Here is a 17,797-nt window from a genome sequence, read left to right as displayed (position 1 = left end):
TTATATTATTTCGAAATTATATAGTCTTAACCCTGAATGTGTTGTCAAAAATTAGCTTTATATTTAATATTAATAGGCATCACTCAGGTCTTAATCAGTTTAGTTATAATATAATTTTAAAAACAAAGGTGAAATCAATTGATAAAAAAATGTCTTTTCCCCGCTGCAGGCTATGGAACTCGTTTTTTACCAGCTACAAAAGCAGTTCCTAAAGAAATGCTCCCAATTCTCACAAAACCTTTACTTCAATATGGAGTAGAAGAAGCTTTAGCAGCTGGTATTAAAAATATGGCAATAGTAACTGGAAGAGGAAAGCGCGCAATTGAGGATCACTTTGATAATGCATTTGAATTAGAATCTCAGCTCCAAGGCACTGAAAAAGAACATTATTTGAAAGAGATAAAAGATATTATAAAAAGTTCAACTTTTACTTATGTACGTCAACAAAAAATGCTAGGCCTTGGTCACGCAATTCTTACAGGAGAGCCACTTATTGGAAATGAGCCTTTTGCTGTAATCTTAGCTGATGACTTATGTGATTGTAAAGAACAGAGCACACTATCGCAAATGATAGACACATACAACAAATACAAATGCTCAATTATTGCAATTGAAGAGGTACCTATGAGTCAAGTAAGTAGGTATGGCATTATAAATGGTAACTTAATTTCTAATTCAACTGATACTTATCAAGTTACTAATATGACTGAAAAGCCTCAAAAGTCAGATAGCAACCTAGCTATTATTGGTCGTTATATTCTTACGCCAGATATTTTTAAAATTCTTAGACAAATACAGCCTGATAAAAATGGTGAGATACAAATCACAGATGCTCTCCTTTCTCAAGCTAAACAAGGTAAGGTAATCGCACTTAAATTTAAAGGCAAACGGTTTGATTGTGGAAGCATAGAAGGATTTGTTGATGCAACAAATCATTTTGCTAAAAAGTTCAAAATTATTGATAATTAATGTCTTATTTAAAATATTTTCTAAATTATCTAATTTTTTTATACAACAAGTCTACAATTTTAGATTGAGGGGAGAATTCTGGCACAATATTTATAAGAAGCGCTTGAGTTTTTTCATATTCACTTGCAATTAGAGAGTCCTTAAGCCCATCTAGAAGAGAACTTAAAGTCTCCCAGCTAATCATATCTTCCTGAGCACGCATGATTAATTCATTGTCAGTCTTTGAAGTATTTTTACCAACCAAAAGCTCTTCATAAAGTTTTTCGCCTGGCCTTAAACCAGTAAACTTAATTTCAATATCACCTTCTGGATTCTCTTCATCAAGGACTTGAAGTCCACTTAATTTAATCATTTCTTTAGCTAAATCATAAATTTTCACAGGTTTACCCATATCTAATACAAATACATCCCCACCTTCTGCCATTGCTCCAGCCTGAATAACCAGTTCAACTGCCTCAGGGATAGTCATAAAATAACGAACAATATTAATATCAGTAACGGTTACTGGTCCACCTTGTTTAATTTGATTTTCAAACAATGGGATGACGGATCCACTTGATCCAAGAACATTTCCAAATCGAACCATACTTAATAAAGTGTTATCTTGTTCAGATGACAAGGCCTGAATAATTAACTCAGCACAACGCTTAGAGGCTCCCATTGTATTTGTTGGCCTAACTGCTTTATCAGTAGAAATAAGAACAAAAGTTTCAACTTTTGCATCTATAGCAGCTATTGCACACTTTAATGTACCAAATACATTATTATAAATCCCTTCAGTGATATTAAATTCAACCATTGGAACATGCTTGTATGCTGCAGTATGGTAGATGGTATTAACACCATAGTGATTAAGTACATTTGTAAATCGAGACTGATTATTAATACTCCCTAGTATTGGATAAATTTTAACATCTGAAAAATTAAGAGTAGCTAACTCATTTTCAATGGTATAGAGAGCCAGTTCATTAATCTCATAAAGTATGATTGCCTCTGGTTTTAAAAAAATAATTTGCCTTGAGAGCTCCGAACCAATTGAACCACCAGCACCAGTAACCATTACAATCTTTTTAGAAATATTCGCCCCTAATAATTTTTTATTAGGCTCAATAACATCTCTACCTAATAAGTCTTTAATACTAACTTTCCTTAAATCTCCAATACTTACTTTTCCTTGAGCTAACTCAGACATACTAGGAAGTATCCTTACTACAACAGAATATTGCTCTAATTTATTAAGAATAGAACGTTTTTTAGCTCTTGAGACTGATGGCATTGCAATTAAGATTTCATCAACTTTCAGTTTATTTATTAAGCTTCCAATTAATTCTACTGAAAAAATATTCAATCCAGAGACCTGATTATTTTGCAGCTCTTTTGAGTCATCAATAAAACCAACTGGGTTGTATTGAGACGAGCGCATCAATGCAGAAACCAATTGAAGTCCTGCATCACCTGCCCCATAAATTAATACATTGATACCATGGCTATTTTCAATTTTTAATTTTGATCCATAAAGTACCCATCGAGCTATTATGCGAAGGGCACCAATAACAAAAATTGCCTGTACCCAATTAATTAAGATTACAGAACGAGGAAGGTCATAAGCTCCACTCATTAATCCAATTACCCCCCAAATTAATGCATAAAGTGAAGCAGCTTTTGCCACACGCCATAAAGCATCAAAGCCGATATATCGAATAACTGCAGTATATAGACCAAAATATATAAAAATAGGTATAGCAATTATTGGAGAACCAAATATTAACCAAATTAAATCATTATTAGGGAAATACCAATAGCCTAACCTAACAGAAAATGATGCTAGAAGAACTAAGATAATTACTAAAGAGTCAACTAAGCACATGATTAACTGCTTACTCAATCTAGATAGAGTTTTGAACTTATTAAGCATTATTTTAAATTGATGCCTTTTTCATGACAGACATAATTACATCACAAGTTTTTTGAATTTCATTATTAGTAAGCGTTGGATGAACTAGAAACATTAAAGAGTCATCACCTAATTTTTTTGCATTAGGCAAGCTATCTTTAGGTTTAAGTCCAGACTTGTCAAAAGATTTTTCTAGGTAGACTTCTGAGCATGAGCCAGAATAACATGGCACTCCTAGAGCATTTATTTCCTCAATAATTTTTGCCTTTGACCAGTCAATTTTTAAAAGAGCATGTTCAATAAATACATAACACTTATATGCCGCATGATCTATATAATTATTAATTATTGGGACTCTTAGCCCTTTACATTTTCTAGCTGCACTCCAAATTCTATTTGCATTTTTGAGGCGCTGATCATGCCACTCATGCATTCTTTTAAGCTGGATTTGGCCAATTATAGCTTGCATTTCAGTCATACGCCAGTTTGTCCCAAAAGAATCATGGATATAACGAAATGCACCTGAAGGAGCACTTTGGAATGTTGACTTATAACTCTTACCGTGGTCTTTATAGGACCACATTTTTTCCCATAAAACCTCACTATTAGTAGTCACCATTCCACCTTCACCTCCTGTAGATATTATCTTATCTTGGCAAAAACTCCAACAACCAATATGTCCAATAGAACCTACAGACTTTTCTTTATACTTAGCTCCATGAGCTTGGGAACAGTCTTCAATTACAAATAAATTATGCTCATTAGCTATTTCCATTATTTCGTCCATTTCGCATGGCCAGCCAGCTAAATGAACACAAACAATTGCTTTAGTATTATTTGAAATATTATTTCGAATTGAGTCGGGATAAATATTTTGAGAATCAAGATCAACATCAGCAAATATCGGTGTTGCTCCAGCATTCACAATCGATGAAACAGAAGCAATAAATGTGCGTGAGGTTACAATAACTTCATCACCAATCCCGATATTTATGGCCTTAAAAGCACTATCCAAGGCAATAGTTCCATTGGCTAAAGCAACCGAATATTTCACATTACACCAATCAGAAAAATCTTTTTCGAATTTACGGCATATTGAGCCTGTCCAATAATTTACTTTATTAGATAAAAGTACATTGCTTACTGCATCAGCTTCTTCCTTAGTAAAAGATGGCCATGGTGAAAAATTAGTATTTAACATTGTAAATCAATCTTGGCAGGAACACCAAAAGCAACAACATTATCAGGAAGATTTTCAAGCACAACAGAACCAAGACCAACTATAACATTACTCCCAATTGATATATTTTGCTTAATTGAAGAACCTATTCCAATCCAGCTCTCTTGGCCAATAGTGACACTACCTGCAATATTTACACCTGGACTAATATGGACATAATCACCAATTAAATTATCATGCTCAATAACTGAATTAGTATTAATAATATTAGAAATACCAATTGAAGAAAAAGGATTAATTATACTCCCCGCCATAACAACTGAACCAAGCCCTACTTTTGATAATTGACTGATAATAGAATTAGGATGGATCAAGGTCACTAAATTATTTTTACTACTAGAAAGCATGAGTTTAACTATTTGTAGTCTTATTTGATTGTCACCAATGGCAACAAAACTGCCATCATAATCCTTCGAATGTGACAAGAATTTTTTTAAATTTCCCTGAATTGACCAATTTTCTAATTTAGTGATTCTATCATTATCATCAAAAAAGATAATATCAGACCATCCGCTAAGTTGTGCAATTTCAGCCACAACCTTCCCATGCCCCCCAGCACCAAATATAGCTAGACGTTTCATTTATTAGAACCTTGAAACTTACTCATCGTAGCCACTCCTTCTTTAGAAATATCTTGACGCATTATCACCTTCTTAAATGTTATTAATAAAATTTTAATATCAAGCCAAAAAGAAAAGTTATCAACATACCATATATCTAGAATAAATTTTTCATCCCAGCTAATTGAATTTCGACCATTAATTTGAGCCCATCCAGTTACTCCTGGCTTAACCTCATGTCGACGCAACTGTAAAGAAGAGTATAAAGGTAGATACTCCATCAATAAAGGTCTTGGACCAATAAAACTCATGTCACCTTTTAAGACATTCCAAAGCTCTGGTAGTTCATCTAAGCTAGTTGATCGCAAAAATTTACCAAAATCAGTCAGTCTCTTTTCATCATCCAGAAGATTTCCTTTATCATCAAATATATTTGTCATTGTAGTAAATTTAATCATATTAAAAGGTGAGCTATGAAGTCCTGGACGAGTTTGTCTAAATAAGATTGGCTTGCCTATATTTAGATATACCAAAAAAGCTATAACAACCATAATTGGGGCAAATAAAAATAAAAATAACATAGAAAATACTATATCAAAAACACGTTTTATCATAAATTATTACTCAAGTTACTTTTAGAATTATAAAAATTCAAAACTCTGGATAAATGTTTTTTCTTTTCAAACTTCTCTTTGACAATATTTCTACCATTCTCACCCATTAGATTTAATTCATTTCTTGAAAATTTTGAAGCATTTAAAATGGAATTAACCAAAGCTGTTTTATCTTGTTTTGGAATTAACCAGCCGTTATAACCATCATCAATGATCTCATTACACCCATTAATATTTGTAGCAATAACCGGAGTCTTCATTGCCAATGCTTGCAACACAACATTAGGAAAGCCTTCTCTATAACTAGGTAAGACTAAAACATCTGAAAACTCTAAATAAGGCCTAATATCATCTTTAAAGCCAACCCAATGAATTCTATCATCAAGTTGAAGTAAGTCTAATAAATCAACTTTAATAGGTTCTCGTTCGTCCAAATTACCTACAAGAACTAGTGCCATATTTTTTGGGAGATCTTTAAAAGCCTCAATCAATTCTTTGATGCCTTTATCTATTGCCAATCTACCAACAAAACATAGTACAAAACTTTCTTTATGTATTGGTAAATCAATATCTGTTAAATTGAGCGAACTTGGCGCATAATAGCTTGTATCAACTCCTGCAACATTACCATCTCCAATTATCTCAATCTCCTTATTAGTAATTTTATATGTTATTAGGTCATTTTTAACACCTAAACCCTCTGCAACTATATATTTTGCGCAAAAACATAATAATTTGTCTGTAGACATAATAATCTTTTTCTTAAACCCACTTGAAGTTGGAAAGATTAGCCCAGTAAATGTATGAATACGAATTGGTGTTCGACATATCCATGAGGCTATCATAAAGATAAACCCTGCCTTAGGTGTGAAAGATTGGACAATTTTAGGCCTTAATTTGAGAATTAGCAATATTGCACTGAGTAATGAAAAAATGTCTAAGATAGGGCTAATGCCTCGATTCATAGAAATTTTATGAACATTAAGATCTTCATTTTTAATAATTTTTTCAGAACCTAAACTATCTCCAGCTGCAAGAGATACTTCATAGTGATTATTTAGATATTTTGGCTGACCACTTAAAATATCTGAAAAAAAGATACAAGAACTAGTTACTAATAAGAGTTTTTCCTTCTTTTTTGTAACTTGCTCAAACTTATCTATAATTAATTCATTAACTTTATCAACGTTAAATTGAGCTTCAGCAATTCCTCTGGAGGCAATTCCCATTTCTAATATAACTTGAGGATTATCAAGCATACTTATCATTGCTCTTGATAAATCTTCAGCTGACCTTGCTTTAACTAAATAACCATTTATATTATTTACCACTGTATCTCTACATCCAGGAACATCAGTAGTTATGATTGCCCTACCCATAGACATTGCCTCTAATACAGATCTAGGCATTCCTTCTCTATAAGAAGGCAAAACAAACACTGAGCAATCTTTTATATATGGCCGAACATCCTCCACTTCACCTAAATATTTAATAGAGCCATCAAGCTCCCATTTTTTTAAATCATCTGGCTGAATAGATGCAGGACTAGAATCAAATCCGCCTAATAAATAAAAATTGATTTTTTTATATCTGTTTAATTTTTTAACATTTCTAGCAGCTTGAACATATTCTTTAATACCTTTATCATTTAATAGTCTGGCTACCATAATAAAATTTAATTCTTTTGGAAAGCTCTCAGTAAAGCTATAATAATCTAGGTCAACTCCTGAGCCCATAACTCTTATACAATTTGCATTTTGAGTTACTACTCCCTTAGATCTAAATAAATTTAAATCATCATTATTTTGAAAGAAAACAACTTTTGCAGAACTTAAAGATAACCTGTATAAAAACGAAACAGCAAGTCTTAAAAGTTTTTTGCCAATAGAATCAACAGAAGTGAATACATAACCAAGTCCAGTTATCATGGCATAACGATTTGAAATGCCAGATAAACGCGCAGCAATCATTCCAAATATTACTGGTTTAATAGTATAGGTTAATATAGCATCGGGCTTTATTTTTCGAATTATTAAAATGAGTTGAAACAATAAAAATATATCATTAAGTGGATTGATGCTAGTTCTCTTAATATTTGCAGGAATATATTCAATGCCCATTTCATGCAATTTCATAGTAATTTCTTGATCAATGCCATCAGAGCAAGCTGTTACCACATATCCTTTTTTAATAAAAGACTCTAACAATTTACCTCTAAATTGAATAAGTGACTTAGGATAACCTCCAATAATGAGTATTTTTTTCATCAAGATTTTCCACTATGCAACCACGTCTGAAACATTAAAATATTCCATAATTTATGATGATGATTATACTTTCCACTTTGATGCTCTAGCCAAATTTTCTTAATTTCTTCATATTTAAAATAGCCATCAGAGCGAATCAAATTTTCATCTAATAATTCTAGAGACCATTCAAATAACTCATTTCTTAGCCATGAGTCTATTGGTATGCCAAAGCCCATTTTTGGTCTATTTATTAGAGAACTGGGTAAATATTTATTTAATAGTTGGCGTAAAGCCCATTTACCTTGGCCATTATAAATTTTCATTTCTAACGGCATATTCCATGCAAACTCTACAACATTATGGTTTAAAAAAGGAACTCGCGCTTCAAGGCCTATGCTCATAGACGCTCGATCAACTTTAGTTAAGATATCTCCTGGTAAATAAATACCAAGATCAAGAAACATCATTTGTTCAGCATTACTATTTCCATAGATATTTGGAAAATTATTATCAACTTTTTGATTACCCAAAACTATATCGTCTGCCTGCTCCCATAATGAAGTAAGGCACTGGTATAAGTCTTCAATGTTCAGCTTAGATAATGACCTTGAAACTTTATGAATTTTTTCTCCAGGTAAGCGCATCTTATACCTTATGGGAATTAAAAATTCTATTATGGAATAGATTTTATTAATCCTTTGCTCAGATGGTATTGAAATAATTACACTTAAGCTTTTCCGAAGCCATATAGGCAAATGTCTCATTCTACTCCAGGCACTATCTGCCCATCGGTGACGATTATACCCACCAAAAACTTCATCTCCACCATCACCAGTTAGCACTACTTTAACATCCTTTCTTGCTAAATTACAAACCAAAAAAGTAGGGACCTGAGATGAGTCAGCAAATGGCTCATCATATATATCAGACATTCTTGGTATTACATCTAACAATTCAGCAGGAGATACAATAAGCTCAGTATGACTAGTGCCTAGTCGCTTTGAAACTTCATTAGCATATTCAGACTCGTCATAAGCTGGATCAGTAAAACCAATAGAAAATGTGTTGATAGGTCTATTAGAATGACCTTGCATTAGTGCGACAATTAGTGAAGAATCCACTCCACCAGAAAGAAATGCCCCCACTGGAACATCGGCTATAATTTGAGATGCAACTGCATCATCTAGTTTTTGATGGAGCTCCTTTAAAATTAAACTTTTATTGATTGGCTCATCTCTACTTTGAAAAGCAGCAGGGCCCTCTAATGACCAGTATGAAGATATAGTCTTCACATTTTTTTCAAAGTCAATACATAAAATATTTGCTGCTTGTAGTTTGGAGATATTTGAATAAATACTTTTTGGGGAGTGTATGTAAGAATATCTTAAAAAATTAGTTATTGAACCACGGTCTAAACTATTATCAAAATTAGGGTGTGCCTTTAGTGCTTTTAATTCGGAACCGAATACAAAATCTTTGCCAACATTACCATAATATAACGGTTTTTCACCAAATCGGTCACGTGCTAAAAATAGCTTCTTATCAAGGCCATCCCAAAGGGCAATTGCAAACATACCTTCACATTTCTGTAAAGCAGCCTTTATACCCCATACTACAATAGCTAAAAGAAGCACTTCAGTATCAGAGTTACCTCGAAAACTGTATTGTGCATTAGATTCAATTAACTTTTTGCGAAGAAAATGGTGGTTATATATTTCACCATTAAATACAATAGTATATCTTCTGCAATCAGAGCTCATCGGCTGGTGTCCATTAGAAGAGAGATCTACTATAGATAATCGTTGATGAGATAAAGCAATATTTGTATTTTTATCAGCCCAAACCCCACTATCATCTGGGCCACGATAAGCTATAGCGGAAGCCATTTCACTTGCGATATATATAATTTTTTCGCGAGTCTTATTCGGTGAATATATTCCAGCAATACCACACATTCAAGTTATATGTCAGTTAATTGTTTAAACATAATTTCAAACTCTTTAGAAACATAATCATTAGAGTACCTTTCTTTTTCTTTTTTAATCGGTGATTTAATAGATTTATTTTTTAAACTACTAATAGCATACTCTATCCCATCAGAAATTGAGTCGATGCTATTTGGAAATGCATGCAGACCTCCTATATTTTTTAAAATATTTAAGCAACTTCCTTCAGGTGTAATAGCAAGTATTGGGAGGCCAGATCCAATATAGTCAACTAGCTTACTTGGGAAAAAAACACTACTAGTAAAAGGCGCATCTATTACTAATAATAAATCAGAGTTAGAAATTTCAGCAAGAGAATCAACATAGGTTACTGGACTTTTAACTTCAATCAGGCCCTCTGGTAAGTCATTAATTTTTAAGTTCCAATCATCATTACCAAACCATTTTCCAATAAACCTAAAAACAATCTCATCAAAAAAATCATTATCCTTTTGATAAATTTGACTTAAAGACTTTAAAAGTAACAGTGGATTTCTGGGTCCATAAAAATTTCCAACATAACTAATTACAAATTTAGTTTTTTTAGCATTATTTTTCTTATAAAGACTTGAGTCATAAGAATGAGGGGTTACATATGTTTTATCCATCCATGATAATGGATATTTACTCATAACCAGCTCTCTTGACAAATTAGTTGTAAAGTTTATGGCATTTGAATTTTTTATAACCCTCTTCTCAAAAAAATACTGTGAAGCCTTATAGCCTAGAAATCTTGCAAGGAAAGGGTTGTCTGACCATGGATCACTAAAGTGAGAAACCCATTGAAGTGATGGATACTTTTTCTTAAGCTTAGATGCAACTAGATGGATAGAGTGCCACTGAGACCAAGAAATAATTAAATCATAACTTTCGACATTAATTTCTAAAGCCTTTTTGTATATTTGACTATTAAAAAATCTAAATCTATCTGGGAAAAAGGATACAAACCTCATCATCTTAAATATCTTTTTATTAATCCACTTAGAAGGTTTTGCTCTGTATACCTTTCCAAAATTATCATTGACATAATTTTCAAGTGATTCGTCTCTTGCATAATTAATGATTGAAGCATCAATTGTTAGAACATCAACTTCGTGAGATTGAATTTTAGCCAATGCCTTTACACTAAGAAATGATTCAGGGGCCTGCAATGGAGGAAAAGCATAAGTTAATAATAGTATTTTCTTGGATGAAGATTTATTAATCATAAAACTTAACTATTAATTTTCATCAACCAGTCGCAAGTGTTTTTTATGCCATTTTTTATATGTGTATTAGCAGAGTAACCTAAAAGAGAATTTATTTTACTAATATCAGCTTTACGATGAATGACACAATCCCAGTCCCTTTTATCCTTAAAAACAATACCAGCTTTGTTATTACAATTGACATTAATATAATTTGCAATTTTAATTATTGAAGTTTTATTGCCAGTAGCGATATTGAAAATAGATCCAGGTTTTGTTTTACCAAATAAAACTAAGCAAATGCCATTTACTGTATCGTCAATGTAACAAAAATCACGAGTCTCTTCACCAGTCCCTGTAATAACAAGAGGCTCATTATCAATTGCAAGTTTAATAAAATTAGGTAGCACACTTCTGTAAGCACCAGGAAAATCACCCGGACCATAAACATTAAACAAACGAACTGAAGCAATATTTAAATTGTGGTGTTTTGACCAAAACTGGGCATACCTCTCACCTAGTAATTTTGTTATCGCATAAGGAGTATCTGGATGGAAATCTTCATCACTCTCTGACATTAATTTCTTATCACCATAAACGCAAGAAGATGAGGCGTATACAACCTTTGAAACGCCATTTTTATGGCACCAATCCAAAACTTTTATAGTCCCTAAACCATTGATATTAAGATCTAGATCTGGATGATCTACTGAATTTTGATTTGCAAAAAGTGCTGCTAAATGAATAACATAATCTGGATTATATTCAAAGCATTTAGACAATGCTAGGTCGTCAACTATACTTCCTTCAACAAATATAGCCTTATCATGAATTGACTCTCTATATCCTGAGGAAAGGTCATCAATAATAATAACTTCATATCCATCATGGATTAACTTATTAGCAAGGTTTGTACCTATAAATCCGGCACCACCAGTAATTAAGACTCGGATCACAATCAGATAGAGGTGATTAAATCATCAAATGAGGTATTTTTAAGATTCTTGGTCATACTCATACACTCAAAAAAAGGCTCCCAATCATAGACTTGGGATGGGTCAGCATAAATATTAAATACACCACTAGTAGATGGATCTTCAAAAAAATCAATCATCTTTTTAAATTGTTGAACATAGTCATTTTCATTAAGTTTACGCGTTGGTGAAAATCTAAATCCCCATGAATCAAGTATTCTTGACGGGTAATCATAGCAGCCAGAAACAGGGATTTCTAGTATACCTGAAGGTGTTTTTATAATGGGTCCATTCCACATTCCAGACACTGGTGTAGTTGAAGATGAAAATGAATATTTTAGATCATGTAGTATTGAATATAAATACTTAAGTTGTTTGTTTTTTTTGTATGTTCCAAAATGTGGAGTCCTAAAACCCTTTGGGCTTTCACCTAAAATGTCTTCAAAGTTATAATGCCCATTAAAAATATCATCTTTAACTTCAATATTGGTTAACTTATCATAAAATAATGAACTGATATATGATCTATCTTTTTCAATATATGAGGTATGAGATAAATATCCATGATTAATAAACTCTGCCCCATCATTCTTTAAACCCCTGTATGTAGAAGAGCCAAGCTTAAGGAGCTCTCCTGGAACAGCATAGGATGGAATTATATTATATTGGCTTAATCGTCGATGAACATCTTCAACAACTTCAATATCTTTTACAGTATCACAATCAAAGGATAAAATGAAATACTTACCATTAAGGCCAAATTTCTTTGATTTTTCTACGTACCGCTCTCTAAAAAATTGAGGCACAATGTTGCCCATTAAAAAACTAGCAGAATAAAGTGGGTCGCTTAAGCCCTTCCTTAAAAAATTAGTTACTTTATGATTAGTTTTAGTCATTATTTAATTGGTACTTTTTATTTATAATGTCTTGATAAATTTTTACAAATTTTTGTTCAGTTTTTTCAGGAGACCAATTTTTTTTTGCATAGCTATATGCACACTTTCCTAAATTCTCTCTAAAACTATCATCCTCAATGAGTTTTAATAAAGCCCCATGATAAGCATCAATTGTATTTGGCACTAGTATACATATATCACTGGTAAGCTCTTTAACTGGTTCCCCTTGACGCTCATTTAGCAGCACTGGAAGGCCTGTTAAGAGTGGCTCTAACACAGACTTTGAAATCTCCCAATATTCAGTATGGGTAGCAAAAATATCAAACTCTTTAAGCATGGTGCAAAGTTCGTCATTAGTTATTGCTTTATGAAATTGAACTCTATCTTCAATATTACACTCTTTTGCAACATCTAATAGATGCTGGTGATAGGAACCATCTCCTACCAATGTTAATTCAGCATTATCTAATAGAGCAACTGCTCTAATTAAGTTCTCAGGATTTTTTTCTTTAAACTGCCTACCTACAGAAATTATTTGAGTTGGCTCATGTAAAGAATAATTCACTTTCTTGCTCAAATATTTTGAATTTAAAGTGTTATAACATACTTCAAATCTAACAACTCCTAATCTTTCGAGATATGGAACAATTGGAGTGTAGACTGGCATTACTAGATCAGCATTTAGTAATCCAATACTTTCAATGGTCTTTTGAGCATGAGTAACAATCTTCTTAACAATACTGCTTGCTCTGCCCCGAACATCTTCATCAGGATTGATATGCATACTAAGGACATAAGGAATATTCAATTCTTTTTTTATTTGAGAGGCAGCAAAAGCATTTAACTGTCCGCCATGGCATCGAATAATATCTGGTTGGATTTTTTTAGCAAGTTTTTTCGCTTTTATTGCCCATGACCTTAGAAGCAAAGGCCTCCAACCTAAAGATAAAAAAAACATTAGATTTGCACTTGGTAGATTATAGATATAAAGTTTTGCTGAACCAGCCATTTTTTGCACCGCATTTGGATCAGGGTTATCATCATTTGTAAGAACTAAGTGAACTTCTGAGAAGAGGTTACCAGGGTTATAATAACGCTCAGTCACTTCACCTTTTTCAATTATATTTGAAAGTAAATCAGGAATAATTACCATAATCTTACTCATAACCTCTCTCCAAAACACATTACGTATAAGAAAATTCAATTTATGAATTGATATATTATCTCAATTTCACCAACTACTCGACTCTACTGACTTACGATATGAATATTATAAACAATAGCCATAATGAAATACTCTTTTAGTTAACAAAGACAATCACGAAAAAGAATCAAGAATACTAAGAAGAATTAAGGTAGAAGTTAAAATCTCAATTTTTTTAGCAATACTGAATAAATTTAAAAAAACTATACAAAGTAAATAATATTTAGAGAGAAATAAAAACAATAATAGCTATTCTTATTTTATTAATGCTTAGTAGCATTATAATATTACTAAATATTCTTGAAAAAATTAATCTTATATGATTATTATAACTGGCGCTAGTGGCGGGTTAGGCAAAAAAGTAGTAGAACAGCTTAAAGAGATTGATAATATTTTGGCTATTTATAATTCATCCCCACCACCAATTCAACATGAGGACAATGTAAGGTGGATTAAAGCTGATTTAAGTAAGATCTCTGGAGCTAAAAAAGTTGTTAGTGAACTTAAAGATCACCAAGATGATAATATTACTTTCTTAAATATGCTAGCAATAAAAAAAGATAAATTATTAGTTGATTATGATATCGACACATGGCACGAAACACTAAACATTAATATCACATCTTCATTTTATTTTGCTAAATTACTTCTGCCTCTCATGATAAAGGCTAAATGGGGAAGGTTCATATTTTTATCATCAACTGGTGGAATTCAGGGAGATATTGGGACCGTTTCATATTCAACTTCAAAAACCGCTATAATCGGATTTTCAAAAGTTATTAGCAAAGAATACTCAAGGTTTAATATAACTTCAAATATCTTATCACTAGGAACGTTCGATACAGGATTATTTCATGATTTAGACAAAAAAAAGCAAGAAACCATATTAAGAAAAATCCCTTCTAAGAAGACTGGGAAAATTTCAAACATAACTAACGCTATTGATTTTATAATTAAATCAGATTATGTCAATGGATCTATAATTAATATTGATGGTGGAGTATAAATTATATGCTGTATAGGGAAAATATTTTTCAAATCTTTCCTAGTTATATTTTTCTAATAGACTAAGTCTAAATTCATATAGCAATCAATATCTTAATATTGAGCCACTCCAAGAGAGTCCAATTCCAAATCCAAATAATAAAAGCCGATTACCCCTCTTTAACAATTTTTTATCTTCCGCCCTTTTTAATGCAATAGGTATGCTTGCAGAGCCAGTATTACCTATTTCTTCAAGATCAATAAGCATCTTGTGATCAGGTATATTAAGTTTAGCTTGGATAGTTTTTAATACTAATAAGCTTGCTTGGTGCAAAACAACAAGATCTATATCATTAAAAGAAAGCTCATTTTCCTTCATGAAAGTTTTTATTTCATCAACAATAACACTCATTGTGAAAAGATAAACTGCAGCCCCCTGCATCTCAAAACGACCATTATCATTGATTGAACAATTAGGCATATTACTATTTTTAATAGTTGTATTTATACCAGACATGGGATAAATAATATTTTTAAACCCTGCCCCATCAGTACCAAATAAAAATGGCAAGTTTTCTTTAGGCCTCTCAAGCAATGAACAAGCAACTGCATCTGAAAATAAAAGATAACTCGTTTTATCATTTTCATTAATAATTTTCGAGTAAGCATCTCCAGAAATCAAAAAAACACTATGTGACAGGTCTGATTTCAGCATGCTATATGCAATACTAAGTCCATAAGAATAACCACTACATCCTAAACTTATATCAAAGCATTTGGTTGAAGTTGGCAGCTTAAGCTTATCCTGCAATAATGCTGAACAATGAGGAATCGTAAAATCCGGCGTTTGGGTGCAAAAAATTAAAGTGTCAGGAATTTCATCACTTGACATCTTAGAAAGTACTTTGCTAGCAGCAATATAAGCCATATCAACAATTGTTTCATCTTTATCAGCATGATGCAAAACTTTAACACCAGTCTTTTTTATAGAGTTTTCAATGTCCCAATCTTTATGAGCGTCATCTAAATCTATAACATTTGTCCTGTTGCTAGGAATATAGTATTCTATTTTTTTAATAAAACTACGCACTGAGTAAATTATTTGAATCCAAAATTTGAGATAGTTTTTCTACAGAAGTAGCAACCGCTAACTCTTTAATTCTAGATGCTTTACCATCAGTTTCCTTATCAATGGTGATAATAATCTCAAGTTGTGCCAGGCTATCCCACTCCTCAATGTTATCCATAGAATCACTTAAAGAAACACTCTCAACTTTGAGAGCTAATTTAATTATTTCATATAATTTTTCTTGTGTCATTTTCTACCCTTTATTAAGCTTGCTTTATAAATAACAGTTTCCCATAAATACATACCAAATTTTTCTTCAATTTGAATATGTCTTTTTTCATTAAGTTTCAAGATTAACTCATTATTCTTGTCACTCAACTCTTTAGGCAAATAAAAAACTTTCCTAGATACTTCCTCAACTGATTCAAAAATGGATTTTGTATGCTCAATTATTCTAGTGGCATTAGAAAGTGATAAAACTGGGAAAAAAATAACCCCATCATCATTTAAATAGTTTTTACACTCCGATAAAAAAGCTCTTGTTAGTGCAGTTCCATCTTCACCTGATTCACAACTTATACTATCTCCAAACCATTCAGAAACTTGGGCTAATTCTTTAGCAACACCAGAAATATCATCAATAATTATATCGAACTTATTTCCAATCCATGGTTCAAATAATGAACCACTTTTAGCCACAACATCAACATTATTGATCTTTGAATTTGCAATAACATTTAATTTTGCATTTTCAGATATATCTGATGCAAAAATAGAATTTTGAAACCCCAGAGCCTTAAGTGAGACACTTACAACACCAGATCCACATCCTAAATCTAAAATAGAATTATTTGGATTACTATAACTTTTAGCTTCAGATTTAAAAAAATCAATAAACATTTTTGAAGTTTCTGTGGGATAGAAAACATCATCAAAAACCTTTATATTTATGTTTTCATAAGAAAATAATTTCATTTACTTCTCTCTATTAATTGGAAACAAAGTATTTTCTTTATTATTAAAAAAAACCCTTAGTACGATTCTTTTTACTATAAATCTCATGAATAGATCCTTCCAAATTGGGCCTAATCTGTACCAGTAAATATTACTTTTCATTAATTTTTTTAGGCCTATTAAACCTTTTTCAAAATTAAGTACAAATACATCAATTTCACCAATTGAATATTTATTAGGCTCAACCTCAGTTCCTTCAAAAACAATATAATTATCAATCAAACACCTGTATGGATCAATTACTTGAAATTTTTTATAAACAACTTCATTTTTAATTTTAATTCGACACATAATAGGGTAATTAAGTTCCTTATAAATATATTTATAAGAGGTAAAAAATTGCTCAATGTAATGAAAAGAAATTGAGGCTGGTCTTACTCCAATCGATATTTCTTTTGCATCCATTTCATATAATTTGGCGAAAGGGGATGCATCATGATAACAAAATTGGTTTTTTTCATGATCGGCGATGATATATTGAGCATTTTTACCAAATGCACACAAAGAATGAGTTGGATGAATACTTCTTAAAACCCCATCACTTGTTCTAAATATTTCATTAAATAAACTTAATCTCCCAGGAGATTTATTGACGTCAAAAATTGGATTTTCGGATAAATACATTAATGGACTTTTATCGAAGGTGTAAGCTGATAAAACAATATTACCATCTTTCCCAAAAAAATCTTTTAAAAAATCTACAAATGCAATTGCACCGCCTTCAAAAGCATTAGCACAAGAAAAAGTAGTTCTAAGGAAAACAGTATCATTTGCCTTAATATTTGCCTCTAAAAATAATTGCTTCCACTCTGAGGCAGATGTCTTAACTTTAGGATTGAGTTCTTTATTAAACCCAAGTTTTTTTTTATATAATATTTTATCTTTAGCTTTTTTTTCTCTGAATCGCGGATAAAATTTGTTATACAAATGAAAAATTAATAATTTAAATAGATGCATA

16 protein-coding genes are annotated in these 17,797 nt (G+C 31.8%); 2 read left to right on the top strand and 14 right to left on the bottom strand.

Going from position 1 to position 17,797, the window contains the following annotated elements; all coding sequences use genetic code 11:
* The first annotated feature begins 138 nt into the window (after window positions 1-138).
* Entirely contained in the window at window positions 139-969 is an 831-nt protein-coding gene (gene galU, locus ABXT51_RS02005; RefSeq protein ID WP_416695918.1) for a UTP--glucose-1-phosphate uridylyltransferase GalU, read from the top strand.
* Between the two features lie 25 nt (window positions 970-994).
* Here galU and ABXT51_RS02000 read toward each other — a convergent pair whose 3' ends face one another.
* The 10 genes from ABXT51_RS02000 to ABXT51_RS01955 are packed head-to-tail and all read right to left on the bottom strand — an operon-like array spanning window position 995 to window position 13,733.
* Window positions 995-2,884, bottom strand: a complete 1,890-nt coding sequence (locus ABXT51_RS02000; RefSeq protein WP_416695917.1) for a polysaccharide biosynthesis protein — start codon at window positions 2,882-2,884, stop codon at window positions 995-997.
* 4 nt (window positions 2,885-2,888) lie between these two features.
* The gene (locus tag ABXT51_RS01995) at window positions 2,889-4,064 is read right to left on the bottom strand and encodes a DegT/DnrJ/EryC1/StrS family aminotransferase (protein WP_416695916.1); all 1,176 of its coding nucleotides are present in this window, start codon (window positions 4,062-4,064) and stop codon (window positions 2,889-2,891) included.
* Complete coding sequence (locus ABXT51_RS01990; protein WP_416695915.1) at window positions 4,058-4,684, bottom strand: acetyltransferase; 627 nt, start codon at window positions 4,682-4,684, stop codon at window positions 4,058-4,060. The genes ABXT51_RS01995 and ABXT51_RS01990 overlap by 7 nt, the downstream gene beginning before the upstream one ends.
* Complete coding sequence (locus tag ABXT51_RS01985; protein ID WP_416695914.1) at window positions 4,681-5,277, bottom strand: sugar transferase; 597 nt, start codon at window positions 5,275-5,277, stop codon at window positions 4,681-4,683. The genes ABXT51_RS01990 and ABXT51_RS01985 overlap by 4 nt, the downstream gene beginning before the upstream one ends.
* The gene (locus tag ABXT51_RS01980) at window positions 5,274-7,544 is read right to left on the bottom strand and encodes a glycosyltransferase family 4 protein (protein ID WP_416695913.1); all 2,271 of its coding nucleotides are present in this window, start codon (window positions 7,542-7,544) and stop codon (window positions 5,274-5,276) included. Before ABXT51_RS01980 ends, ABXT51_RS01985 begins: the two co-directional genes overlap by 4 nt.
* A complete protein-coding gene (gene asnB, locus ABXT51_RS01975; protein WP_416695912.1) occupies window positions 7,544-9,481 on the bottom strand; it encodes an asparagine synthase (glutamine-hydrolyzing) in 1,938 nt (645 codons plus the stop codon). Before asnB ends, ABXT51_RS01980 begins: the two co-directional genes overlap by 1 nt.
* 5 nt (window positions 9,482-9,486) lie before the next feature.
* Window positions 9,487-10,719 carry a hypothetical protein gene (locus ABXT51_RS01970; protein ID WP_416695911.1) on the bottom strand — a complete coding sequence of 411 codons (1,233 nt, stop codon included), beginning with the start codon at window positions 10,717-10,719 and terminating at the stop codon, window positions 9,487-9,489.
* A 5-nt stretch (window positions 10,720-10,724) separates the two neighbouring features.
* The gene (locus tag ABXT51_RS01965; RefSeq protein WP_416695910.1) at window positions 10,725-11,654 is read right to left on the bottom strand and encodes an NAD-dependent epimerase/dehydratase family protein; all 930 of its coding nucleotides are present in this window, start codon (window positions 11,652-11,654) and stop codon (window positions 10,725-10,727) included.
* A gap of 2 nt (window positions 11,655-11,656) precedes the next feature.
* Window positions 11,657-12,568, bottom strand: coding sequence for a polysaccharide deacetylase (locus tag ABXT51_RS01960; RefSeq protein WP_416695909.1), 912 nt, complete (start codon window positions 12,566-12,568; stop codon window positions 11,657-11,659).
* Complete coding sequence (locus ABXT51_RS01955; RefSeq protein WP_416695908.1) at window positions 12,561-13,733, bottom strand: glycosyltransferase; 1,173 nt, start codon at window positions 13,731-13,733, stop codon at window positions 12,561-12,563. Before ABXT51_RS01955 ends, ABXT51_RS01960 begins: the two co-directional genes overlap by 8 nt.
* Window positions 13,734-14,091: 358 nt before the next feature.
* On the opposite strand from ABXT51_RS01955, the gene ABXT51_RS01950 reads away from it, so the two are divergent.
* Window positions 14,092-14,778, top strand: coding sequence for an SDR family NAD(P)-dependent oxidoreductase (locus tag ABXT51_RS01950; RefSeq protein ID WP_416695907.1), 687 nt, complete (start codon window positions 14,092-14,094; stop codon window positions 14,776-14,778).
* Window positions 14,779-14,862: 84 nt separating this feature from the next.
* On the opposite strand, the gene ABXT51_RS01945 is transcribed toward ABXT51_RS01950, so the two are convergent.
* From ABXT51_RS01945 to ABXT51_RS01930, 4 genes are read right to left on the bottom strand one after another with little or no spacing between them, the layout of a single operon-like run.
* Entirely contained in the window at window positions 14,863-15,846 is a 984-nt protein-coding gene (locus ABXT51_RS01945) for a 3-oxoacyl-ACP synthase III family protein (protein ID WP_416695906.1), read from the bottom strand.
* Window positions 15,839-16,075 carry a hypothetical protein gene (locus ABXT51_RS01940; protein ID WP_416695905.1) on the bottom strand — a complete coding sequence of 79 codons (237 nt, stop codon included), beginning with the start codon at window positions 16,073-16,075 and terminating at the stop codon, window positions 15,839-15,841. Before ABXT51_RS01940 ends, ABXT51_RS01945 begins: the two co-directional genes overlap by 8 nt.
* Window positions 16,072-16,800 (bottom strand): methyltransferase, encoded by a 729-nt coding sequence (locus tag ABXT51_RS01935; protein WP_416695904.1) that lies wholly within the window; start codon window positions 16,798-16,800, stop codon window positions 16,072-16,074. Before ABXT51_RS01935 ends, ABXT51_RS01940 begins: the two co-directional genes overlap by 4 nt.
* Window positions 16,801-17,796 (bottom strand): AAC(3) family N-acetyltransferase, encoded by a 996-nt coding sequence (locus ABXT51_RS01930; protein ID WP_416695903.1) that lies wholly within the window; start codon window positions 17,794-17,796, stop codon window positions 16,801-16,803.
* Window position 17,797: the final 1 nt, after the last annotated feature.

Origin of the sequence: Candidatus Pseudothioglobus sp. Uisw_050_01 (assembly GCF_048085775.1) — a bacterium.
In the GTDB taxonomy this organism is placed as follows: Bacteria; Pseudomonadota; Gammaproteobacteria; order PS1; family Pseudothioglobaceae; genus Pseudothioglobus.
Note: the sequence above shows the minus strand (reverse complement) of the source record. Positions and strands in the feature narration are given on the sequence as shown.

Coding starts and splice junctions, on each gene's coding strand:
- ABXT51_RS01970 (WP_416695911.1), bottom strand. CDS start 10,719: ATGATTAATAAATCTTCATCCAAGAAAATACTATTATTAACTTATGCT.
- asnB (WP_416695912.1), bottom strand. CDS start 9,481: ATGTGTGGTATTGCTGGAATATATTCACCGAATAAGACTCGCGAAAAA.
- ABXT51_RS01960 (WP_416695909.1), bottom strand. CDS start 12,568: ATGACTAAAACTAATCATAAAGTAACTAATTTTTTAAGGAAGGGCTTA.
- ABXT51_RS01940 (WP_416695905.1), bottom strand. CDS start 16,075: ATGACACAAGAAAAATTATATGAAATAATTAAATTAGCTCTCAAAGTT.
- ABXT51_RS02000 (WP_416695917.1), bottom strand. CDS start 2,884: ATGCTTAATAAGTTCAAAACTCTATCTAGATTGAGTAAGCAGTTAATC.
- ABXT51_RS01935 (WP_416695904.1), bottom strand. CDS start 16,800: ATGAAATTATTTTCTTATGAAAACATAAATATAAAGGTTTTTGATGAT.
- ABXT51_RS01930 (WP_416695903.1), bottom strand. CDS start 17,796: ATGCATCTATTTAAATTATTAATTTTTCATTTGTATAACAAATTTTAT.
- ABXT51_RS01990 (WP_416695915.1), bottom strand. CDS start 4,684: ATGAAACGTCTAGCTATATTTGGTGCTGGGGGGCATGGGAAGGTTGTG.
- ABXT51_RS01995 (WP_416695916.1), bottom strand. CDS start 4,064: ATGTTAAATACTAATTTTTCACCATGGCCATCTTTTACTAAGGAAGAA.
- ABXT51_RS01950 (WP_416695907.1), top strand. CDS start 14,092: ATGATTATTATAACTGGCGCTAGTGGCGGGTTAGGCAAAAAAGTAGTA.
- ABXT51_RS01955 (WP_416695908.1), bottom strand. CDS start 13,733: ATGAGTAAGATTATGGTAATTATTCCTGATTTACTTTCAAATATAATT.
- ABXT51_RS01980 (WP_416695913.1), bottom strand. CDS start 7,544: ATGAAAAAAATACTCATTATTGGAGGTTATCCTAAGTCACTTATTCAA.
- ABXT51_RS01985 (WP_416695914.1), bottom strand. CDS start 5,277: ATGATAAAACGTGTTTTTGATATAGTATTTTCTATGTTATTTTTATTT.